Here is a 22,604-nt window from a genome sequence, read left to right as displayed (position 1 = left end):
CCACTCTGGTCGAGTTCAACTGCCATGGGGGCCCCTAGATGCGGATGTGCAACTGCATGACTGCGACTTCCTCTTGAGTCATGATCTGCACGTCGCCATCGCGAGCGGGGGGAACTGCAGCCGCGTGATGTGGGACGGGGCGGGGCCTGTCCGAAAACCATCGGCACGGGCCGATTTTATGGGGGAAAGGGAATTCCACTCATGACGACAAGAGGGCGCCGCATGCCCGGTCGCCGTGCACTGGCGGTCGGCGTTTCGGCCGTCGTGCTGGCCTCCGGGCTGGCGTACGTCGGCCTCAATCAGTCGAACGGTGGTGGCCGCACACAGGATTCACAGACTTCTCGGACCACCGTTCCCATTGGTGAAGCCGAGGCTGTGATCAAGGCTGCCCGGACGGGAAAGCCCGTCGAGGCAACAGCCAAGAGGACCGCCTACTCGACGACGTGGGCGAAGCCCGGTGGCGGGATGACGCGTCGAATTCACGCGAGCCCGATCCGGGCCCGCGTGGGCGGCGTCTGGAAGCCCATCGATACCAACCTGGCCAAGGTTGAGGGCGGCTGGTCACCGAAGGCGACAAACACGAATATGACCTTCTCGCCCGGGGCCAGCGCTCCGGGCAAGGCGTCTCAGCGGGCTTCGCGCGCCTCCGTGCGCCGAGTGTCCCTTCTGCCAGGTGACGTCACCCCCGGCACGGGCAACGTCCTCGCCACTCTCACCGTGGGCGAGCACGACATCGTCGTGACCTGGCCGGACGCTATCCCCACACCGATCATTGACGGTTCGCGGGCCCTCTATCCGGAGATCCTCCCGGGTGCCGACCTGGTGCTCACCGCAGACGACGGCGGGTTCGCCCAGCTGCTCGTCGTAAAGACCCGCGCAGCAGCAGCGAACCCGAAGGTCGCGCAACTCTCCTACGGTCTCTCCTCGACCGACCTCACCTTCGCCCTCGACCCCCTGACCCGGATCATCAGCGCGGTCGACGAGAACGGCGACGACGTCGCCGAGTCCCCGACCCCGCTGATGTGGGACAGTGCGGGCATCCCCGCGCAGACGAACGGGGAGGGCGGCGGCACAGCTGATCCCGGACCCGAGGTACTGCCCAGTGACTCGGGCGAGCCCGTGGTGCCCGAGCCCGAGGAGTCGGCCACGGTCACTCCGGAGCCGACGGACTCCGTCAATGACGGCGATGACGGCGACATCTTCAACGAGGTGGTGCCGAGCGTGAGCGACGAGGCACCGGAACCGTCTGAGACCACCGGCACGGGAACAGCGCCTTCAGTCCCGGCGGAGCCGAGCCCCGAGCCCTCCCGGACCGGCGCGGCAGCAACCCTGTCGCTGCCCGCAGTGAACGGCCCGCAGCCGGACTCGCACGGCACGATCGTCGAGACCGACCTCGAGGGCACCGCCTGGACCGTCACGCCCGACCAGGCATTCCTGGACGACCCCTCGACGGTCTACCCCGTGTTCATCGACCCCTCGGTCAACAAGCACACCAACGACTGGACGACGGTCTACGACAGGCACCCGTACGCCAGCTTCTACAACGGCAAGAACTTCAACAAGGGAACCCACGAGGCCCGCGTCGGCTTCGAGTCCGACACCTGGGGAACCTCCCGCTCCTTCTTCAGCATCGACTGGGAGAAGGACCTGAAGGGCGCCGTCGTCGAGAAGGCATGGCTGTACGCACTGGAGACCTACTCCTGGTCGTGCAGCAAACGGAGCATGGACGTTCACATCACGACGCCCATCACCAAGACGACCACTTGGAAGAACGCGCCGCCTATGCACAAGGGCAACAAGATCGGCGGTGACACCTTTGCGCACGGCTGGAAGTCAAGCTCCTGCCCGGACAACTACGTCAGATTCGATGTGAAGCCCACGGCCCAACGTGCCGTCAACGGCGGCTGGCCGACGATGACCATCGGGTTCAAGGCCGTCAACGAGTACGACCAGTACGCGTGGAAGAAGTTCCAGGCCGATGGCGGCAGCGACCCGTACGTCCAGTTGGACTACAACCGCCGCCCCTCCCCGCCGGCCAAGCTCGACCTCGCACCCGACTTCAGCTGCGACACCAACGCCCCGTACATCAATGTCGGCGCGTCGTCCCTCACCTTCTGGGCCGAAGCCAAGGACGACGACGGCAACCTGTCCTCCGTCATGTTCGAACTGTGGAAGACCGGCGGAAGCACCAACCTGCTCGGCGCCAAGGGCAAAGCACCCGTCAACGGGTACAAGGCCAGCACGCACACGGACCCCATCCCCACCGGCAACGTTGCGGGCGGACTGAAACTGGTGGACGGCCAGACCTACTCGTGGCACGCCAAGACCGTGGACAAGACGGGCTCGGCCTCCACCTCCTACGCCCCGGCCAAGACCCCGTGCCGATTCGTGTTCGACAGCTCACGGCCCTCCCCACCGATCGTGACCTCCACCGACTTCCCGGACGCCGACGGCGATGACAACGGCTTCGGCAACGACGGCGAGGACTCGCTCTGGAGTGTCAAGAAGTTCGGCGAAGCCGGCACTTTCCGGTTCCGGGCTGCCCAGACTGACGTCGCCTACTTCGAGTACGGCTTCAACCAAGGTGCGTATCCCTTCAAGGCCGAACGCACCGCAGGCGCCGCCACGACCACCATCACGACGGTCTCCAACGCCAAACCGCCGCTGGCAGGCCCGAACGTGCTCTACGTCCGCGCCGTCGACGGCGCAGAACACCGCTCCGAGCCCCGCAAGTACCTCTTCTACCTGACCCCGCGGGACCAGCCGGACACTCCCGGCGACTTCACCGGTGACAAACTGCCGGACATGATGGTCGTCGACGCCAACGGCAACCTGCGCCTGTACCCGTCCGAATCGCAGACCGACCTCGCCAAGGGCACAGGCGACCTCGGGTTCTCCATGTCGGGTGCCTACCGCAGCAATCCGGCCAAGGACCCCAACGGCAACGACGGCCAGCCCACCTACGCAGGCGCCCCCTCCGGGTACTGGAAGAACACCCTCATCACCCACAACGGCGACGTCTACGGCGCCGACGGCATGCAAGACCTCATTGCCCGCAAGGACGGCAAACTCTGGGTCTACCCCGGCGACGGCTACGGCGCCGTCAACATCGACGAGCGCCAGGAAATCCTGCTCCCGCCGAACGCACCCGATCCAGCCGACTACCGCCAGATCATGGCCGCCGGAGACGCAACGGGAGACGGAAAGCCGGACTTCTTCGTCACCTCCGGCAGCGAGTTCTGGATGTTCACCGGCTACAACGGAGCCCTGGTCGAGCAAGCCACCCGCCTCTCGACATCAGCCTGGACCGACCGAGACCTCGTCACCGCCCAGGACGTCAACAAGGACGGCGTCGCAGACGTCATCTACCGAAACCACACCGAAGGCAAACTGTTCCTGCGCCTCGGCAAGCCCGACCCGGACGGCGGTGTCGACCCGAGCTCGCTCGCCGCGGCGGCGAACTCGGCCTCTCCGGGCGGTGTGGACATCACGTACGGCACGGCCGGCTGGCAACGCGAGAACGTACGCCTGCTGTTCGGTACACCCGACGCCAACGGCGACGGTATTCCCGACGTCTGGACAATCGCGAAGGACGGCGCCGTGCGCTTCTACGCAGGCAAGGCCGACTCCCTTCCCGGTGGCGGCACGGTGATCATTGCCAACACGGCAGGAAGCATCGGCTGGACCCAGAAGATGGCCATCGGCTGACGCAGGTTCCAAGCCCTGTGCGGACCGCACAGGGCTTGGAGCGTGGGCAGTGGTGCGAGCCCGAGGCGCTCAGGCCAGCCTCGCTCTCTCCACGGCTTGATGGCTGAACCCACGGCATTGCGGGACGCCCCGATCGTCTGAGAGAGCTCAGCCTGGCTGAGCCGGACGCTCAGCCCGTCAGGAGACTGCGTCCCCGCCCGCACGAGCCGAGTGAGAGCTCCGGCGAGACGGAGCGGGATACCGGCGGTGGCGAACTCCAGCCGCACCGCTTCAGACTCCCTCACCCGAGCGATCGCGTGGCGTAGCAAGGGGGCGAGCAGGCCGTGCTCTTCGATGAAGCCGAGGAAGTCGGATGCGGGGATGAGATGAACTCGGCAGCCTTCTGCGGCGATCACTGAGGCGGACCGGGGCTTCGGCCTCGTCCTCCAGACCGATCCGCCCGCCTCGCAGGTGGTCAGCCTCATGAAGCGCGCGGAGCGCAACGGCTTCCGCTGCGGCTGGACCTTCGACTCGGCGGTCCTCTGGCAGGAACCGTTCGTCATCTACAGCCAGATCCTCGCCAACACGCAGAAACTGCACGTCGGCCCGATGGTCACCAACCCGGGCACCCGCACCTGGGAGGTCACCGCCTCCACCTTCGCCACCCTCAACGACATGTACGGCAACCGCACCGTCTGCGGCATCGGCCGCGGCGACTCGGCCATGCGGGTGGCCGGGCGCGCGCCGAACACCCTGGCCCGGCTCGGCGATGCCATCGACGTGATCCGCGACCTCGCCGAAGGCCGGGAGGCGCTGGTCGACGGCAACCCGATCCGCATCCCGTGGATCAAGGACGGGAAACTGCCCGTCTGGATGGCCGCGTACGGACCGAAGGCGCTGGCCCTCGCCGGGCAGAAGGCCGACGGGTTCATCCTCCAGCTCGCGGACCCCTTCCTGACGGAGTGGATGGTCAAGGCGGTCCGGCAGGCCGCGGCCGGGGCCGGCCGGGACCCGGACGCGATCACGATCTGCGTGGCCGCCCCGGCGTACGTCGGCGACGACCTCGCGCACGCCCGCGACCAGTGCCGCTGGTTCGGCGGGATGGTCGGCAACCACGTCGCCGATCTGGTCTCCCGGTACGGCGAGCACTCCGGGATGGTGCCGGACGAACTGACCGCGTACATCAAGGACCGGCACGGCTACGACTACAGCCACCACGGCCGCGCCGGGAACACCTCGACCGACTTCGTCCCCGACGAGATCGTCGACCGCTTCTGCCTCCTCGGCCCGCTCGAAGCCCACATCGACAAGCTCCGCGCCCTGCGGCATCTGGGCGTCGACCAGTTCGCGCTCTACGCCATGCACGACGCCCGCGAAGCCACCATCGACGCGTACGGCAGCCACGTCATCCCGGCGGTCAACGGCTGACGGCCGGATGCCGGGGCCGCCACTCCCCGAACACGGCCGGGCGGGCACGCCGTCACGGCCGAGCACGCCATCACCGTGAATCGCTCTGCCTCCGTGCTTACAGGCAGCGGCAGCGGGGGAATACCTTCCGTACGCGCGTCCGCGCGCGGTCCCGCCTTGGATTGGAAGGATCTCGCATGTCCGTAGCCGGAAGCCGTCCCCACCCCCCGTCCGCTGCGGTCGCCCCCACCGGCGGGCCCTTGCCCGGTGCTGCCACGACCGCTCGGGCCGTGGGGATGCTGATGGCCGCGACGCCGTGCACGGCCCGCGACGCGCGGCGGATCCTCGAGGCCGCCGCCGGCCTCGCCGGCACGACTCCCGAGGCGCTGGCGGCCGCGATGGTCGCGCGAACCCCGGGCACCCCCGTTCCCGCGTCCGTCAAGCGGGCCGTGCACCGCGCGATGCAGGCCGGGCGTACCACCGTGGCGGGCGGGGAGCGGGGGAACGTGCTCACCCCGTCGTTGTCCAGGACCGAGGAGGTCCTGACGCGGCTGCGCTGCTGCCGCGCCCGGCTCGCGGCCGCGCCCGAAGACCCCGCGGCCGTGCGGGCCATGGACGACGCCGGCTACACCCTGTGCGTCCTCCTGGGCCGGGCCACCGTGTACGAGGCCGTCCTGGCGGCGGAGGCGCACCTGGCCGCGTCGGCCCCTCGGTGACGGAACGGAGCTGCTCGCCGGCCGCCGACGGGGCCCGGCCGTTTACGGGTGACTCGCGGGGTAGGCGAGGTGAGGGGGAGGCTTCCGAACGCTGCCGGGCCGGCCCGGGAGGTGGACCGTCGTGGCGAAGACGACCGCACTCGTCATCATCGACATGCTCAACACCTACGACCACGAGGACGCCGACGCCCTGATCCCGTCCGTCGCACGGGCCCTGCCCGCCGTGGTGGACCTGCTCGGACAGGCCCGGAGGCAGCGACTCCCGGTGATCTACGCCAATGACAACTTCGGGAAATGGCGCTCCCACCACGGCGAGCTCCTGGAGGCGGCCCTCGCGGGCCCGCACGCCGAGCTCGTCGAACCGCTGCGGCCCGACGAGTCCGCGTACTTCGTCGTCAAGGCACGGCACTCCGCCTTCTACGAGACCCCGCTCGCCTACCTGCTGAACTCCCTCGACGTGACCCGCCTCGTCCTGTGCGGGCAGGTCACCGAGCAGTGCGTGCTCTACTCCGCCCTCGACGCGCACATCCGGCACCTCTCGGTGACGGTCGCCCGGGACGCCGTCGCGCACATCCACCAGGACCTGGCCGAGGCGGCCCTGCGCATGATGGAGATCAACCTGTCGGCCCGCATCGTGCCCGCGGCCGACGCCTTCCGCCGGCACGCCGACGGCGGGTGAGGAGAGTGAAGGCGTCGTACCACCGCTCGCTCACCCACGCCCGGCAGCGCCTCTCCGCACCGACCCCGGAAGGAGGGCGGAAGCCATGACCCAGCGCGCCACGGTCCGAGACCTGCTGGACGAGCACGGACGGACCCACGCCGAGGAAGCCGGCATCCGGCTGCGGAACACGCCCGCCCCGCTCTACCGGCTCCTGACCCTGTGCGTGCTCTTCTCGGTGCGCATCAGGGCCGACATCGCGGTCGCCGCCGCCCGCGAGCTGTTCGCGGCCGGGATGCGCACCCCCCGGGCGATGGCCGACGCCTCCTGGCAGGACCGGGTGGACGCCCTCGGACGCGCCCACTACCGCCGCTACGACGAGAGCACCGCCACCGCGCTGGGGGAGGGGGCCCGGCTGCTCCTGGACCGCTACCGCGGCGACCTGCGCCGGCTGCGCGAAGCCGCCGGCGGAGACCCGGGCAGGATCCGTGAACTCCTCCAGGAGGTCCCCCGGATCGGACCGGTCGGAGCCGACATCTTCTGCCGCGAGGCCCAGGGCGTGTGGCCCGAACTGCGGCCCGCCTTCGACCGCCGCGCCCGAGACGCCGCCGCCGCGCTCGGGCTCCCGAAGACGCCCGCGGCCCTCTCCCGCCTCGTCACCGCCGAGGACCTGCCACGCTTCGCGGCAGCCCTCGTACGAGCCGGGCTCCTGCGGCGGGGCGCGGGTGAAGACCGGCGGACGCCGTCAGGATGACCGCACGCCGAGTACGGCCCCGGCTCCCCTTCCGGGGCCGGCGCGCCGGCGTGGTCAGCGGGCCCGGGGAGAGGGGTGCCATTCGACGAGCAGGATCGTCGCGTCGTCGCGCAGGCGGTGCCGGTGGTGGGTGAGGAGGTTCTGAACGAGGCGCCGCAGTGCTTCCGGGGCGTTCGCGCCCGAGGCGGTGGAGCGGATGACCGTGTCGGCGAGGCGCTCCTCGCCGAAGAGGTCGCCCGTCGGTGAGCGCGCTTCGGTGATGCCGTCGCTGTAGATCAGGACGCGGTCCCCGGGCTGGAGCCGGACGTGTTCCTGTTCCGGGGGGTCGGCGGCGTGGAAGCCGAAGCCGAGGGGGAGGTGGGCCGGGCGTTCGAGGGCGTTCTGCAGCACATGGCCTTCGCGGATGAGGAGCGGTGCCGGATGGCCGCAGTTGATCCAGGTGAAGTCCCCCTGAGTCGTGTCGAGTTCGGCGATGACTGCGGTCATGAGCCGGTCCGGGATCCACTGGGCCAGGGTGCGGTCGATGGTGGCGACGATGTCGGGGAGGTCGCCGCCCGCGCGGCGGGTGGCGCGGCACGCGGCCAGAGCGGCGCCGCTGGCACCCCCGGAAGCGAGGTCGTGGCCCATCGCGTCGACCAGCGTCAGGTGCAGGACCCCGTCGATGAAGCTGTGGTCGAAGGCGTCACCCCCGATGTCGTACGCCGGCTCCAGCACCGCGGAGGACGTGGCCGTGTCGGTGCCGATGGTCCGGGGCGGCAGGAACGCCCACAGCAGTTCGGCCTGGAGGGTCATCGGCCGTACCCGCTGCCCCTGGACGAGCGGGTCGTGGTGGGTGGACTTCGAGACCACCAGGAGGGTGGCCAGGCTCGCCAGCGCCCGGCCGGCCTCCAGCAGGCCGGGCCCGGGCCCGGGCCCGGGCCCGGACCCGGACCCGGAGCCGGGGGCGGGGGCGGAGCCGGAGTGGGGCCCGGGGGCGCGGGCCTGCATGACGCCGATCCGCTCGATGCCGTCGACCATGGGGAACCAGGTCGTGTCCCCGTCGCGCGTCGACTGCACTGCCTGGGTGCGGTAGGCCAGACCGCCGAGGGAGCCGTCCACGTCGAGACCATCGCGTTCCTCGGCCGTGAGGTCGGGCTGGGGCAGCGGGAGCAGCCGCTGCTGTTGCAGGTCGGCCAGGTAGAGGCGGGTCCGCGGGATCCCGAGCCGGCGGGCGGCCTCACCGATGACACCGGCCAGCTGGAGTGCGGACGCACCGTGGGAGCGCTCCAGCACCCACGCCAGAACGGGCCCCAGGCCCCCGGGCGCCGCCGGGGCGGGCTCCTGTGCGGTCACTGCCGCCCTGCTTCCACAGCTTCACGGGCCATTGCGCGCCTCGATCCTCACCGCCGGCCCCCTGTCCCATCCTCGCCCTCCCCGGCCGCGGAGGCGACCGGCATGGCGGTGGGGACCCCGGCGGGTGGGGGAATGCGTACGTGTACCAGTGCCGGCTGCGCGTACGCGTAGCGCCGACCGACCAGCCTCGGCGACGCCGAAGTGGCGCCCGGTGTGAACCGGGCGCCACTTCGTCGTGCTGGGTGGTGCGGGGTGATCAGGACCGGTCGAAGCGGTCGAGTTCCATGACCTTGGTCCAGGCAGCGACGAAGTCCGTCACGAACTTCTCCTTCGCGTCGTCGCTGGCGTAGACCTCTGCGAGGGCGCGCAGCTCCGAGTTCGAGCCGAAGACGAGGTCGGCGCGGGTGCCGGTCCACTTGACCGCGCCGGCGGCGTCGCGGGCCTCGAAGGTGCTCGCGTCCTCGGACGTCGCCGTCCACGTCGTGCCCAGGTCGAGCAGGTTGACGAAGAAGTCGTTCGTCAGGGTGCCGGGCGCCGTGGTGAGGACGCCGTGGCGGGACCGCTGGTGGTTGGCGCCCAGCACGCGCAGGCCGCCGACGAGGACCGTCAGCTCGGGGGCGCTCAGGTTCAGCAGGTTGGCCTTGTCGATCAGCAGGTACTCGGCGGGGAGGCGGTTGCCCTTGCCGAGGTAGTTGCGGAAGCCGTCGGCGGCCGGTTCGAGCGCGGCGAACGACTCCACGTCGGTCTGCTCCTGCGAGGCGTCCGCGCGGCCCGGCGTGAAGGGCACCTCGACGTCGAAGCCGGCGTCCTTGGCGGCCTGCTCGACGGCGGCGCCGCCCGCGAGCACGATCAGGTCGGCGAGCGAGACCCGCTTGTCGCCGGACTGGGCCGAGTTGAACGTCTCCTGGATCCCCTCCAGGGTGCGCAGCACGGAGGCGAGGCGGTCGGGCTCGTTGACCTCCCAGCCGATCTGCGGCTGGAGGCGGATGCGGGCGCCGTTGGCGCCGCCGCGCTTGTCGCTGCCGCGGAAGGAGGAGGCCGAGGCCCACGCGGTGGACACGAGCTGGTCCACGGTCAGGTCCGAGGCGAGGATCCGCTCCTTGAGGGCGGCCACGTCCGCGGCTCCGACGAGTTCGTGCCGTACCTCCGGGAGCGGGTCCTGCCACAGCAGCACCTCGGAGGGGACCTCCGGGCCGAGGTAGCGCACGGCCGGGCCCATGTCGCGGTGGGTCAGCTTGTACCAGGCGCGGGCGAAGGCGTCGGCGAACTCGGCCGGGTTCTCCAGGAAGCGACGGGAGATCTGCTCGTACGCCGGGTCGAAGCGCAGCGAGAGGTCGGTCGTGAGCATCGTCGGCGCGTGGGTCTTCGACGGGTCGTGGGCGTCGGGCACGGTGCCCGCTCCGGCGCCGTCCTTCGGCCGCCACTGGTTGGCGCCGGCCGGGCTCTGGAACAGCTCCCACTCGAAGCCGAACAGGGTCTCGAAGAAGGTGTTGTCCCAGGTGATCGGCGTCTTGGTCCAGATGCCCTCCAGGCCGCTGGTGATCGCGTCGCCGCCCTTGCCGGTACCGAAGGAGTTCTTCCAGCCGAAGCCCTGCTGCTCGATGGGAGCGGCCTCGGGGTCGGGGCCGACGTTCTCGGCGGGTCCCGCGCCGTGGGTCTTGCCGAAGGTGTGGCCGCCCGCGATCAGGGCCACCGTCTCCTCGTCGTTCATCGCCATCCGGCGGAACGTCTCACGTATGTCGCGCGCGGCGGCGATCGGGTCGGGATTGCCGTTCGGGCCCTCGGGGTTGACGTAGATGAGGCCCATCTGGACCGCGCCGAGCGGGCTCTCCAGCTCGCGGTCGCCGGTGTAGCGCTCGTCGCCGAGCCAGGTGGTCTCGGGGCCCCAGTACACGTCCTCGTCGGGCTCCCAGACGTCCGCGCGGCCGCCGCCGAAGCCGAAGGTCTCGAAGCCCATCGACTCCAGGGCCACGTTGCCGGCGAGGATCATGAGGTCGGCCCAGGACAGGCTCTTGCCGTACTTCTTCTTCACCGGCCACAGCAGGCGGCGGGCCTTGTCGAGGTTCCCGTTGTCCGGCCAGCTGTTGAGGGGCGCGAAGCGCTGCTGGCCGGCCCCGGCGCCGCCGCGGCCGTCGCTGATCCGGTAGGTGCCCGCGCTGTGCCAGGCCATCCGGACCATGAAGGGGCCGTAGTGGCCGAAGTCGGCGGGCCACCAGTCCTGCGAGGTGGTCAGGACCTCGGCGATGTCCTGCTTCACGGCCGGCAGGTCGAGGCCCTTGAACGCCTCGGCGTAGTCGAACTCCTCGCCGAGCGGGTTGGCCACGGCGGGGTTCTTGGCAAGGATCTTCAGGTTGAGTCGTTCGGGCCACCACTGGCGGTTTCCGCCGCCCTGGGTCGGGTGGGAGGCGCGGCCGTGTGCGACCGGGCAGCCACCTCCGCCCTCGCTGTTGGCGTCGACGACGATTGCGTCATGGTTCTCAGACATGGGAATCCTTCCGGACCAGGCGGATCACGCGGTGCTCAGGGATTGCATGCAGTGGAACGGTCGGGGCCCGGCCCCGATGGATGGCCGCGGTGGATGGCCTCGGTTTCGCCGCTCGGGAGCCTTCCTGCCCCTTGGCTAGCAATTAATCTGATCCTACGATGGACTAATTCCAAGTCAAGAAGGACACCAATCCCATATCCCATCGGATCCCGGACAACCGGCGGCGCAGCCTCGGGCGTCCCGCCGAACGCGAAAAGGTGAGCCGGTATGAGTGACCTGGTGGTGCGGCTGCGGCAGCGCGGCTGGCGGATGACGTCGCAGCGGCGGGTCGTGGCGGAGGTACTCGACGGCGAGCACGTGCACCTGACCGCCGACGAGGTGCACGCGCGGGCCGCGCAGCGGCTACCCGAGATCTCCCGGGCCACGGTGTACAACGCGCTGGGCGAGCTGGTTTCGCTCGGCGAGGTCGCGGAGGTGTCCACGGACGGCCGCGCGAAGCGGTACGACCCCAACGCGCGGTATCCGCACGAGCACCTGGTGTGCTCGGGGTGCGGCCTCATCCGTGACGTCCACCCGACCGGGGATCCCCTGGACCACCTGCCGGTGCACCAGCGCTACGGCTTCGAGGTCTCCGACGCGCAAGTCACCTACCGCGGCCTCTGCCCGTCCTGCGCCCCGTAGCCACCCCGCGCACCCTCCAGCCTCTTGGGGCTCCGCCCCAAACCCCGCGCCTCAAACGCCGGCGAGGCTGGAAGTCGCCCCCACAGCGCGCCGGCGAGGCCGGACAGTCCCGCTGAGGCTGAGGCCGCCGGGGACTGCGGCACGCAGCGCCGACACGGCTGGAGGTGACGCAGGGCCTCGTACGCAGGGCCTCGTACGCAGGGCCTCGTACGCAGGGGGTCGCGCCGACGGCGGGCTTGGCTTCATCGGGAGTCCATGCAAAGGCGGTGGGGTTTGGGCGCGGGGCGTGATGTGATGGGGGCATGATCGAAGAGTTCCTGGCACGCGACCTGTCCGACGTCGAGGAAGCCGTCCGCAAGGCGGCGGCGGTCGAGATCATGCCGAGATTCCGGCAACTGGCCGAGCACGAGGTCGACGAGAAGAGCGGCCCGCACGACCTGGTCACCGTCGCCGACCGGCGCGCCGAGGAGTACCTCACCGCCTCCCTGACCAAGCTGCTGCCCGGCTCGGTCGTCGTCGGCGAGGAAGCCGTGCACGCCGACCCCACCGTGTACGGGGCGCTGCGCGGCGACGCCCCGGTGTGGATCGTGGACCCGGTCGACGGCACCCGCCAGTTCGTCCACGGCGAGCCCGCCTTCTGCACCCTGGTGGCCCTCGCCCTGCACGGCGAGATCCTCGCGTCCTGGACGTACGCCCCCGCCCTCGACGAGCTGGCCACCGCCGTCCGCGGCGCCGGCTCGTTCGTCAACGGGCAGCGCATCCACAGCGGTTCCCCCGAGGCCGGCGCGGAGCTGCGCGTCGCCACCGCCCACCCGTTCTACACGAGCGACGAGGACAAGCGGGTCCTGGCCCGGCTCGACGTGCCGGGCGTCGTCCCCCGCCCGTGCGGGTCCGCCGGCCTGGAGTACCTGAAGATCGCCCGGGGCGAGATGGACGCCCTCGCGTTCAACTGGCCCTCCGCCTGGGACCACGCGGCCGGCCTGCTGCTCGTCGCCGAGGCCGGCGGCGCGCAGGCCACCGTCGCCGGGGAGCCCTTCCGGGTGGACCGGGACAACGTGCTGCCGTTCGTCATCGCGCGCGACGAGCCGACCGTCGTACGGATCGCGGACCTGTTGCGGGGCGGGGCCTGAAGGCCCTTGCCCGCCGCAATATCCTGGGCGCAGTGCCGCCGGCAGACGAAGGAGTCCGAAGGTGCCGTCGATTCTTGATGCGGTGGTCGTGGGGGCGGGCCCGAACGGGCTGACCGCCGCCGTCGAGCTCGCCCGGCGCGGCCTCTCGGTGGCCGTCTTCGAGGCCGAGCCGAAGGTCGGCGGGGGAGCGCGCACCGAAGAGCTCACCCTGCCCGGCTTCCGCCACGACCCGTGCTCCGCCGTGCACCCGCTGGGCGCCGGCTCGCCGGTGTTCTCGACGATGCCGCTGGCGCGCCACGGCCTGGAGTGGCTGCACGCGCCGCTGCCCATGGCGCACCCCTTCGACGACGGCACGGCCGCCGTGCTCTCCCGCTCGGTGTCCGAGACGGCGGCGTCCTTCGGCCCGCGCGACGCCGGCGCCTACCGGCGGCTCGTCGCGCCCTTCCTCGGCCGGTGGGACACCCTGGCCCGGGACTTCATGTCGCTGCCGTCCACCGCCCTGCCGCGGGACCCGGCCACGCTGGCCCGCTTCGGGCTCGCCGGACTGCCGCCGTCCACCTGGCTGCTGCGCCGGTTCCGCGACGAGCCGGCCCGGGCGCTGTTCGCCGGGCTGGTCGCGCACGTGATCGCCCCGCTCGGCGGGATCGCCACCGGCGCGGTCGGTCTGGTGTTCGCGCTGGCCGCGCACGCCGGCGGCTGGCCGATGCCGCGCGGCGGCTCCCAGGCCATCTCCGACGCCCTCGCCGGATACCTGGCCGAGCTGGGCGGGCAGATCCACACGGACTTCGAGGTCAAGCGCCTCGACGACCTCCCGCCGGCCCGCGCGTACGTCTTCGACACGTCGCCCACCGCGCTCGCCCGCATCGCCCGCCTCGGCCGGGCCTACGAGGGCTACCGCTACGGCGCCGCAGTGTTCAAGATCGACTACGCGCTGTCCGGGCCGGTGCCGTGGACCGCGCCGGAGGCCCGGCGGGCGGGCACCGTCCAGGTCGGCCCCCGGCTGCGCGACATCGACGCCGCCCTGCAGCTGGCCTCCGCCGGCCGGGCTCCCCGTACGCCGTTCCTGATCACCGCGCAGCCCAGCCTGGTGGACCCGGGCCGCGCGCCGGAGGGCAAGCACACCTTCTGGGCCTACGGGCACGTGCCCGCGGGGTGGGACGGCGATCTCACCGACGCCGTCGAACGCCAACTGGAGCGGTTCGCACCGGGCTTCCGCGACCTGGTGCTCGCCCGCGCCACCGCCGGCCCTCCGCAGCTGGCCGCCCGCAACCCCAACTACGTCGGCGGGGACATCGCCTGCGGCGCGGCCTCCGGCCTCCAGCTGCTGCTCCGCCCGAAGCTGTCGCTGCGCCCGTACGCCACCCCGCACCCGGCCGTCTTCCTCTGCTCCTCGGCGACTCCGCCCGGCCCCGGCGTGCACGGCATGTCCGGGCACAACGCGGCCAAGGCGGTCTGGCGGCAGCTGCGCGGCGGGGGCCGCTGAGCGCTCCGGCACGGGTGGGTCCGGGCGGGTCCGGGCCCGTCCGCCGGCCGTCCCCGCCGACGGTTTTCGGACCGAACGGCGGATCCGCGCGGCCGTCGGCCGCGGGCGCCATTTCTCGGCCGTCCTCGGGGAATTCCCGCGCACGGGCCTTCACGGAGCCGCAGGTCATCGCGATCCACTTTCCAGGTAAGGCGAGCCTTACGTAGGAATTTCGGCCGATGGGCGAAACGTGCGGCGCTTGACTCCCGTACATCCGTGCGGTCAAGCTGGCCGCGGCCACGTGCCGATTCGATCATTTCTCGTCTGACCCACGGGAAACATTCCCCGGCGCCGCTCCGCGCGGCGACCGTGCTGCGCACGCGACAAGGCAGCAGGCAATGGGGGCCATTGTGACCTTCGTGATCGCTGAACCATGTGTGGACGTCAAGGACAAAGCCTGTCTGGACGTCTGTCCCGTCGACTGTATCTACGAGGGTGAACGCACCCTTTACATCCAGCCGTACGAATGCATCGACTGTTCCGCATGTGAACCCGCCTGCCCGGTCGAGGCGATCTACCGGGAAAGCGAACTGCCCGCGGAATGGCAGGTGTACGAGCAGGTCAACGCCGAATTCTTCACCCGTACCACCGCACTCGGATCCGCCGGCGGCGCCGCCGTGACCGGCCCGGCCGGAGTGGACCACGCGTACGTCGCCGAGCTGCCCCGCCAGCCGGCCGCCGACTGAACGGCCCGCGCCCCGCCGGATCCGATCCACACGCTACCCGCCCACCACCCACGCGGAAGGTCAGCCTGTGACGCAGTCGAACTGGAACAAGGAGCCACACCCCGCCAGGTTGGAGGAACGCCTGGACGACGGTGTCGTCCGATGTCATCTCAGCCCCCGGAACTGCAAGATGCGGCCCGGTCAGCACGGATTCTGCATGGTGCGCGCCAATCACGACGGACGCCTGGTCACCCTGAACTACGGACGGTCCGTCCACGCCACCGAGGAAACCATCGAGACGGAAGCCGTATTCCACTACGCGCCCGGTGCCCGGATTCTCTCCATGGGCAATGTGGGATGCATGCTCAACTGCGACTACTGCCACAACTGGAAGACCTCGCAGGCGCGTTACGTGGAAGACAAGGACGTCTACCAGTACACCCCCGAGGAAGTGGTGGACATCGCCGTCCGGCACGGCATCAAGGTCATTTCCTGGACCTACAACGACCCGGTCGTATGGCATGAGTTCGTCGTGGAGACCGCCGCGCTCGCCAAGGCCGCCGGCATCGTCAACCTCTACAAGTCCGCCTTCTTCATCAGCGGCGAGGCGATCGAAGAACTCATTCCCGTGATCGACATCTTCTCGGTCTCGATCAAATCCCTTGATCCGACGTACTACCGGAAGATCACCAAGGGCTGGCTGGAACCCGTTCTCGAAGGAACGGAGCAGGTCTACCGGGCCGGCAAGCACGTCGAGGTCTCCACCCTGATGGTCACCGACCTCAGCGACGACGAGAAGACCGCCCGTGAGATGGCCACCTTCGTCGGCGAGCGGCTGGACCCGTCCGTGCCCACCCACTTCGTGCGGTTCCACCCCGACTACAAGATGACCAACACGATCCGCACCCCCGTCGACCGACTGGAGCGGGCCCGCAAGACCGCCCTCGGCATGGGCCTCCAGCACGTCTACCTCGGCAACGTGTACGACACCGAGTCGACCAACACCTGGTGCAGCCGGTGCGGACAGCTCCAGGTCACCCGCTACGGGCTCAACGCCGACCTGGTCGGCATCGACGCCGCCGGCAACTGCGTCGCCTGCGGCGGCCACGCCCCGCTCAGGCTCCTCCCGGACGCCCGGCGCCGGACCAGGGTGGCCGACCTGCCCGCCGGCGCGGACCTCGACGTGGCCGGCTTCGACTGGCACGGCGACGTACGCGCGCTGCACGTCCAGATGCGCAACGACTCCGCCGCCCCGGCCCGCGCGTACACCCGCCGGCACGGCGACGCGGCCGCCGACCAGGGCTGGGAGGTCATCGACCTCGCACCGCAGGAGAGCTTCCGGTACATCGCCGCCAAGAGCACCCCGGGCGAGATCGGCGTACAGGTCGCCATCCCCGCCCGGTGCACCTCCAGCCTCCACCAGGTCTTCGACCGGGCCCACTTCCCGACGACCGAGGTCGCCGCCGGCACCCTCAACCAGGACATCTCGCCGCTGCCCCTGTTCCAGCCGGGCACGCGCACCTGAGCCGGTCCCACGAGGACCGAGAGAGAGGGCATGCCATGAGGCACGGAACCGACTACCGGGTCCTGCCGTTCAGCGACGACACCTCGGCCGTGCTCATCACCGGCAACCACCGCCTGCTGCTCGCACCCGCCGACACCGCGCGCCGGCTGGAGGCGGGCGTGGACGGGCTGTTGCCGGCGGAGCGGCTGGCCTGGGACCGCCTGCGGGCGGGCGCCGGCATCGGCGAGGAGACCAACCGGAGCACGCTGTCGCAGAGCGCGCTGTCGGACGGCGCGGACTTCGCCGTCAACGTCAATCTGACCAACGTCTGCAACCTGGCCTGCACGTACTGCTTCGCCGAGGGCGGGGACTACGGCCGGATCACCGAGGCGATGGGCGAGCACTCGATCGCCTGGATCTTCGACTTCATCGACGCGAACACCGCGCCCGGCCAGCGGGTCCGCTTCGAGTTCTTCGGCGGCGAGCCGCTCGCGAACTTCTCCGTCATCGAGAAGATCTGCGAACGCGCCCGGGGCATCGCCGAGCGTGACGGCACCGAGTTCGTCCACCGCATCTCCACCAACCTCACCCTGATGCCGGCGGGCGTCGAGGACCTGTTCCGGCGGTTCGGCTTCATCGTGTCCGTCTCCCTGGACGGCGGACGCGAGGTGCAGGACGCCAACCGGCCCTCGAAGAACGGCAAGGGCTCCTACGACCGGATCGTCCGCAACCTCCGCCGGCTGCGCGAGGCCTGCGGCGAGGACGTCACCCTGGTCGCGCGGATGACGATCGCCACGGCCGAGCCCAGCCTGCGCGACAACGTGCACGACCTGTGGTCCCTGGACCTCTTCGACTACTTCCAGATCTATCCGGGCGTCTACCCGGTGGAACAGGGCACCAAGGTCCCGATCGCCCTGACCCTGGGCGACCGCAAGCTGTCCGAACCGCAGGGCATCACCTACATCAACCACTTCCTCCAGCCGGGCATCGTCGAGCAGTTCAAGGACTTCCTCGTCCACTACCCGGAGCTGTTCGCCGCCGGCAACCGCTTCAAGGGCGTGCTGGAGTACGAGCGGACCGTGCAGATGGTCACCGAGGGCGCCACCGCACTGGCCTTCTGCTCGGGCGGGCGCACGTACTACACCCACTCGCCCGACGGCAGCGTCAGCCCGTGCCACCGCCTCGTCGGCGACGAGAGCTTCGACGTGGGCACCGGCGCCGAGGGCATCACCCGCCCCCACCCCGAGTGGCGGCGGACCGTGGACGAGCACCCGGTCTGCGGGGGCTGCTGGGCCCGGTACCTGTGCGGCGGCGGCTGCCGGCAGGAGAACCACGTCGCCTCGGGCGACGTCAACGTCCTCAACAACGAGTCCTGCCAGTACCAGTTGATGCTCGCCGAAGAGGTCATCAAGATGCTGGCCGCCTCCGGTGCGCAGTACCGCGGCCGGTCCCGGACCCGCTACGACGACCTGTTCGTCTCGTGCGGCCGCCCGGTCGTCCCCAACGACCGGCCCGCCGCCGACCTCGCCGCCGACTACGGGCCTTTCCGGGTGCTCTGCTGACGGCTCCCGCGCCGTGCGGACACGCCTCGACACCTTCCCCAGCGGGCACCACGAGGAGCGACTGCCAGATGTCCGAGAACATCATCCGCCGCAACATCCACACGTACCCGTTCAAGTACCGCAAGCACGAGTACGAGGAGTACTTCCGCCCCGAGAGCGCCGTGCTCTACGTCCACGTGCCGTTCTGCATCACCAAATGCGGATTCTGCGACTACACGGTCTACATCAACAAGAACGAGAAGCACTTCGCGCAGTACGTCGACGCCCTGGAAAAGGAAATCCGCGCGTTCGCCGCGAACCCCGCCTTCCCGGGATTCCGGGTCGACGCCGTATACTTCGGCGGCGGCACCCCGGGAATCCTCACCGGCGACCAGACCGCCCACCTGCTCGACGTGTGCCGGGAGTCCTTCACCTTCAACGAAGGCGTGGAGATCGCCCTCGAATTCGACCCGTCCACGGTCGACGCGGAGAAGATCGCGCTGATGCGGGAGGCCGGCTTCAACCGGCTCAACCTGGGAATCCAGGCCTTCGACGACAGGCTGCTCAAGATCTGCAACCGGTCCCACGACCTGGCCACCGCCGAGCGCGCGTACCGGACCATCGTCGACGGCGGCTTCACGCACACCAACATCGACCTGATCTTCCCGCTGCCCGACCAGTCCCTCGACGACTGGAAGCACAGCGTGGACCGGGCGATCGAGCTGGAGCCCGCCTGCATCACCGCCTACGGCCTGGAGATCTGGCCGAAGACGGCCTTCCACTCGCTGATCAAGTCCGGGAAGATGTCGCTCCCCTCGCCCGAGGACGAGGCGCGGATGTACGAGTACGCCATCGACGCCCTGGAGGCGGCGGGCTTCAAGCGGCGCAGCTCGACCGGCTACTACCACCCGGACCGCTGCGCCGACTACTCGAAGTTCCTCGAGTACTACTGGCGCACCTGGCCGATGATCGGATTCGGCGTGTCCTCGAAGAGCGTGATCCACGACCGGCTCTTCGTGAACGTCAAGCCGCTCAAGCAGTACTACGAACTCGTCGACGAGGGGAAGATCCCGCTCGACTTCGCCACGTATCTCACCAAGGAACAAGAGATGCGGCGCGTCATGATTCGCGGCCTCAAGATGTGCGAGATCTACCGCCAGGACTTCCACAACCGCTTCGGAATCGCCATGGAGGATGTTTTCGGACACGAGCTGGAGCAGCTTCTCGACAAGGGATGGCTGGAAAGGCAGGGCAGCGACGTGTATTCGCTGACCCGGTCGGGGCAGCTCATGTCAACGAATGTGTACGAGATGTTCTACGCCCCTGACGACCTCAGCCCCGCAGAGGCCGATGAAGTACGCTTCGGGATATCCGAACTCGTCGAATGACCGACGGCGAGGCGTGCTCCAAGGAGGCGGAAGGGATTGTCGCACTTTCGTTTAACCGGAATCGAGAAAACCGGAATGCACAACGGGGGTAAACGGTGAACCTGATTCCGGCGTTGGTCGCCGGACTCGGTCTCGGATTCCTGGTGGCTCTTCCGCTCGGCCCGATCGGCCTGCTCTGCGTACGAAGCGTCCTCAGCAACGGACTCGTACCCGGCATCGCCATCGGACTCGGGGCGGCCCTGGTGGACGCGGTCTACGCGGCACTGGGGCTGGCCGGAGTCGGCAAGCTGCTGGATGTTCCCGTACTGCGCACCACACTGGGCCTCGCCGGCGCAGTGGTCATGGCGTACCTGGGCTTCCGCTCGGTGCGCTCCGCGTTCAAGGCCAAGGGCGCCGTCGACACCGAGGGCGAAGCCGTCCCCGCGTGGACGGCGTTCCGTACGGCCCTCACTGCCACGGCCGCCAACCCGGCGACCATCGGCTACTGGGCCGCGGCGTTCGCGGCGGCCTCCGCCGCCAACGTCACCGGCTCGCTCGCCGCGTCGGTGGCCATGCTCGTCGGCGTGGCGTGCGGCACGCTCCTGTGGTTCACGACCCTGAGTCTGGGGACCGCCGTGTTCCGGCGGTGGTTCACCTCCCGGATGCTCCAGGGCGTGGACCTGCTCGCGGGCGTGGGAGTCATGTTCTTCGGCGGCTTCCTCGCCTACCAGGCCATCGGCTGACGTCGCCGGCACGCGACGTGCCGCAGAAGGCCCGGTTCCGCCTCCGGCGGCCGGGCCTTCGTCGTCCATCCGTCTTCTGGAGAACCGGAGAACCGCATGACCGGCACCGGCGACCGCAGCCTCCCGCCCGTCGACAGGCATCCCGCCGGGCAGCCCGCGGGACGGGTGCGGCATCCCGCGCTCGTCTACCCGGCCGGCTGTCTGCTGTTCTCGGTGGGCGCCCACTTCTTCATACGGTCGCGGCTCGGGACCGACCCCCTGGACGTCTTCGCCCTCGGGGTCCTCGAACACCTTCCGCTGACCATCGGCATCTGCCAGGCGGCCGTCGCCGTCGTCTGCATCGGCATCTGGGCCGGGTGGAACCGGCGGCGCCCGGTCCTCTCGCCGTTCGTGACGTTCTTCCTCTGCGGCTCCCTGATCGACCTGCTCCAGTGGGCAGGCCTCGCCGGACACCTACGCCTCGGCGGCTACCCGCTGATGCTCGCCGGCGCCGTGCTGTGCGCGTACGCCTCGTCCCTGATCATCATGAGCGGCTTCGGCATCCGCGCGATCGACCTGGTCGCGATCACCATCAGGCAGCGGTGGAAGTGGCCGTTCTGGTGCGGGAAGGGCCTGATCGAAGCGGTGCTGCTGGCCGCCGGATGGCTGCTCGGCGGCCCGGTCGGCGTCGGCACGCTGACCTTCCTCGTCTTCGTCGACCTGCTGATCGAGCCCTTCGTCCGCTTCAACCGCCGCTACCTCGACATCCCCGACCGGGGCTTCGCGGCGCCGGCTCCCGCCCGTCAGGGCGCCCCGGTCTCCGGGTAGTGCGCGCCGCGGACGTCCGGCGCGGAGGCGAACCCCCCGAAGCGCGGGGGGATTCGAGCACGACCACACTCTTTCCGGGGCCCTGCCCGCTCGCCGCCGTCAGTGGCGGCAGTGGTGGTGACGGTGGCGCTGGCGGGTGCGGCCGTAGGCGTAGAGGGCCGCCGCCAGCAGCGAAAGGGCGCACCACGCGGCCAGTACCGTAACGATCCATCCGAGCACGCTCATCGCAGCCCCCGCTCCGTCGCCGCGGTCACGAGGAAGGGATACCCGGTACGGGAGCCCGCTATTTCATGATCGACAGCCCTGGCCCAAAGGTGGCACGGAATGCCGAAACCTCCCTCGCGGCATGCCGCGAAGGAGGTTTCGAACACGGTTCCAGGTACCACCACCCGGTCCGGGCCGGGCGACCGGCACGGACCCGCCGGGTCAGAGCGTGTCGGCGGCGATCGCGCGGGCGACCTGCTCCAGCAGCGGGCCCGCGTTCGCGATGCACTTCGCCGTGTCCGGCTCGATCGCGGTGAGCGGGTAGGCGCGGCGGATGCCGGCCGCCTGGAGGGCCTCCTCGGTCAGGGCGAGGCGCCCGCAGACCGCGACGACCTCCTTGCCCGCCGCGCGCGCGGCCGCGGCCACGCCCGCAGGGGCCTTGCCGTGCAGGGTCTGCTCGTCGAGCGAGCCCTCGCCGGTGATGACCAGGGTGGCCCGCTCCAGCGCCGGCGCGAAGCCGAGCACGTCGAGCATCAGCTCGATGCCGGGGCGGAAACTCGCGCCGAGGCCGACCAGCGCGCCGTAGCCGATGCCGCCCGCGCCGCCCGCGCCCGGGGCGAGCGCACACTCGGCCGCCTTGGGGCCGATGGCCTTCTCCAGCACGGTGACGTAGTGCGAGAGCGCCGCGTCGAGCGTGGCCACATCCTCGGGCGAGGCGCCCTTCTGCGGGCCGTACACCGCCGGGGCGCCCTTCGGGCCGGTCAGCGGATTGTCGACATCGCTCGCCAGCACCAGCTCGACCCCGGCGAAGCGCGGGTCGAGTCCGGACAGGTCCGCGGAGGCCAGGTCCGCGAGCGGCCCGCCGCCGGGGCCCACCGGCTCGCCGGCCGCGTCCAGGAACACCGCACCCAGCGCCGCCAGCATGCCCGCGCCGCCATCGGTGGTGGCACTGCCGCCTACCCCGAAGACGATGCTCGTGGCACCCGCGTCCAGCGCCGCCCGCAGCAGCTCGCCCGAGCCGTACGTGGTCGACGTCAGCGGGGCGAACACGCCCCGGGGGAGCAGCTGGAGGCCGGACGCCTCCGCCATCTCCACCACCGCGGTGCCGTCGCGCAGGGCGAAGGCAGCCGTGACCTGCTCGCCGAGCGGCCCGGTGACCCGTACCTCCCGGCGCTCGAATCCGGCCGCCACCGCGGCCGCGACCGTGCCGTCGCCGCCGTCCGCGACGGGGAGGGTCTCGACCTCCACGCCGGGGACCGCGGCCTTCAGCCCGGCCGTCACCCGCTCCGCGACCTGCACGGCCGTGAGCGAGCCCTTGAATTTGTCCGCGGCGATGAGTACGCGCGCGGCCTCAGTTACTGCTCCGTCCGTCACTTGCTGATCCCTTGCTATCGAACGTGC

General features: G+C 70.4%; 18 protein-coding genes. 14 read left to right on the top strand and 4 right to left on the bottom strand.

Features of this window, described 5'->3' with window-relative positions:
* Nucleotides 1-657 precede the first annotated feature (657 nt).
* The 5 genes from OG764_RS08370 to OG764_RS08350 all read left to right on the top strand — a co-directional run bounded on the left by OG764_RS08370 (nucleotide 658) and on the right by OG764_RS08350 (nucleotide 7,222).
* Nucleotides 658-3,708, top strand: a complete 3,051-nt coding sequence (locus tag OG764_RS08370; protein ID WP_328967769.1) for a VCBS repeat-containing protein — start codon at nucleotides 658-660, stop codon at nucleotides 3,706-3,708.
* A 390-nt stretch (nucleotides 3,709-4,098) separates the two neighbouring features.
* On the top strand, nucleotides 4,099-5,115 hold the full coding sequence (locus OG764_RS08365; protein ID WP_443056194.1) for a TIGR03842 family LLM class F420-dependent oxidoreductase: 1,017 nt from the start codon (nucleotides 4,099-4,101) through the stop codon (nucleotides 5,113-5,115).
* 176 nt (nucleotides 5,116-5,291) lie between these two features.
* On the top strand, nucleotides 5,292-5,810 hold the full coding sequence (locus OG764_RS08360; RefSeq protein WP_328967767.1) for a DUF5133 domain-containing protein: 519 nt from the start codon (nucleotides 5,292-5,294) through the stop codon (nucleotides 5,808-5,810).
* A 121-nt stretch (nucleotides 5,811-5,931) separates the two neighbouring features.
* Nucleotides 5,932-6,489 (top strand): isochorismatase family cysteine hydrolase, encoded by a 558-nt coding sequence (locus OG764_RS08355; RefSeq protein ID WP_328967766.1) that lies wholly within the window; start codon nucleotides 5,932-5,934, stop codon nucleotides 6,487-6,489.
* An 85-nt stretch (nucleotides 6,490-6,574) separates the two neighbouring features.
* Nucleotides 6,575-7,222: an endonuclease gene (locus OG764_RS08350; RefSeq protein WP_328967765.1), complete on the top strand. Its 648-nt coding sequence runs from the start codon at nucleotides 6,575-6,577 to the stop codon at nucleotides 7,220-7,222.
* Nucleotides 7,223-7,276: 54 nt separating this feature from the next.
* On the opposite strand, the gene OG764_RS08345 is transcribed toward OG764_RS08350, so the two are convergent.
* Together OG764_RS08345 and katG are read right to left on the bottom strand one after the other, a co-directional pair.
* Nucleotides 7,277-8,554, bottom strand: coding sequence for a PP2C family protein-serine/threonine phosphatase (locus OG764_RS08345; protein ID WP_328967764.1), 1,278 nt, complete (start codon nucleotides 8,552-8,554; stop codon nucleotides 7,277-7,279).
* A gap of 256 nt (nucleotides 8,555-8,810) precedes the next feature.
* Entirely contained in the window at nucleotides 8,811-11,039 is a 2,229-nt protein-coding gene (gene katG, locus OG764_RS08340; RefSeq protein ID WP_328967763.1) for a catalase/peroxidase HPI, read from the bottom strand.
* 267 nt (nucleotides 11,040-11,306) lie between these two features.
* On the opposite strand from katG, the gene OG764_RS08335 reads away from it, so the two are divergent.
* The 9 genes from OG764_RS08335 (at nucleotide 11,307) to OG764_RS08295 (ending at nucleotide 20,999) form a co-directional block, all read left to right on the top strand.
* Nucleotides 11,307-11,720, top strand: coding sequence for a Fur family transcriptional regulator (locus OG764_RS08335; RefSeq protein ID WP_328967762.1), 414 nt, complete (start codon nucleotides 11,307-11,309; stop codon nucleotides 11,718-11,720).
* A gap of 302 nt (nucleotides 11,721-12,022) precedes the next feature.
* Nucleotides 12,023-12,850, top strand: a complete 828-nt coding sequence (locus OG764_RS08330; protein ID WP_328967761.1) for an inositol monophosphatase family protein — start codon at nucleotides 12,023-12,025, stop codon at nucleotides 12,848-12,850.
* Nucleotides 12,851-12,911: 61 nt separating this feature from the next.
* On the top strand, nucleotides 12,912-14,333 hold the full coding sequence (locus OG764_RS08325; protein WP_328967760.1) for a phytoene desaturase family protein: 1,422 nt from the start codon (nucleotides 12,912-12,914) through the stop codon (nucleotides 14,331-14,333).
* Nucleotides 14,334-14,722: 389 nt separating this feature from the next.
* Nucleotides 14,723-15,058 carry a ferredoxin gene (gene fdxA, locus OG764_RS08320; protein WP_328972918.1) on the top strand — a complete coding sequence of 112 codons (336 nt, stop codon included), beginning with the start codon at nucleotides 14,723-14,725 and terminating at the stop codon, nucleotides 15,056-15,058.
* Nucleotides 15,059-15,125: 67 nt separating this feature from the next.
* A complete protein-coding gene (amrS, locus tag OG764_RS08315; RefSeq protein ID WP_328967759.1) occupies nucleotides 15,126-16,562 on the top strand; it encodes an AmmeMemoRadiSam system radical SAM enzyme in 1,437 nt (478 codons plus the stop codon).
* Between the two features lie 35 nt (nucleotides 16,563-16,597).
* On the top strand, nucleotides 16,598-18,103 hold the full coding sequence (locus OG764_RS08310) for a radical SAM/SPASM domain-containing protein (RefSeq protein WP_328967758.1): 1,506 nt from the start codon (nucleotides 16,598-16,600) through the stop codon (nucleotides 18,101-18,103).
* Between the two features lie 68 nt (nucleotides 18,104-18,171).
* A complete protein-coding gene (gene hemW / locus OG764_RS08305; RefSeq protein WP_328967757.1) occupies nucleotides 18,172-19,470 on the top strand; it encodes a radical SAM family heme chaperone HemW in 1,299 nt (432 codons plus the stop codon).
* A 95-nt stretch (nucleotides 19,471-19,565) separates the two neighbouring features.
* A complete protein-coding gene (locus OG764_RS08300; protein WP_328967756.1) occupies nucleotides 19,566-20,192 on the top strand; it encodes a LysE/ArgO family amino acid transporter in 627 nt (208 codons plus the stop codon).
* 96 nt (nucleotides 20,193-20,288) lie between these two features.
* Nucleotides 20,289-20,999, top strand: coding sequence for a YczE/YyaS/YitT family protein (locus OG764_RS08295; protein WP_328967755.1), 711 nt, complete (start codon nucleotides 20,289-20,291; stop codon nucleotides 20,997-20,999).
* 99 nt (nucleotides 21,000-21,098) lie between these two features.
* Here OG764_RS08295 and OG764_RS08290 read toward each other — a convergent pair whose 3' ends face one another.
* Nucleotides 21,099-21,224 (bottom strand): hypothetical protein, encoded by a 126-nt coding sequence (locus OG764_RS08290; RefSeq protein WP_328967754.1) that lies wholly within the window; start codon nucleotides 21,222-21,224, stop codon nucleotides 21,099-21,101.
* 201 nt (nucleotides 21,225-21,425) lie between these two features.
* A complete protein-coding gene (locus OG764_RS08285; RefSeq protein WP_328967753.1) occupies nucleotides 21,426-22,577 on the bottom strand; it encodes a glycerate kinase in 1,152 nt (383 codons plus the stop codon).
* Nucleotides 22,578-22,604: the final 27 nt, after the last annotated feature.

The organism is Streptomyces sp. NBC_00239 (assembly GCF_036194065.1).
In the GTDB taxonomy this organism is placed as follows: domain Bacteria; phylum Actinomycetota; class Actinomycetes; order Streptomycetales; family Streptomycetaceae; genus Streptomyces.
The sequence above is the reverse complement of the archived record's forward strand: the minus strand, read 5'-3'. Positions and strand labels throughout refer to the sequence as shown.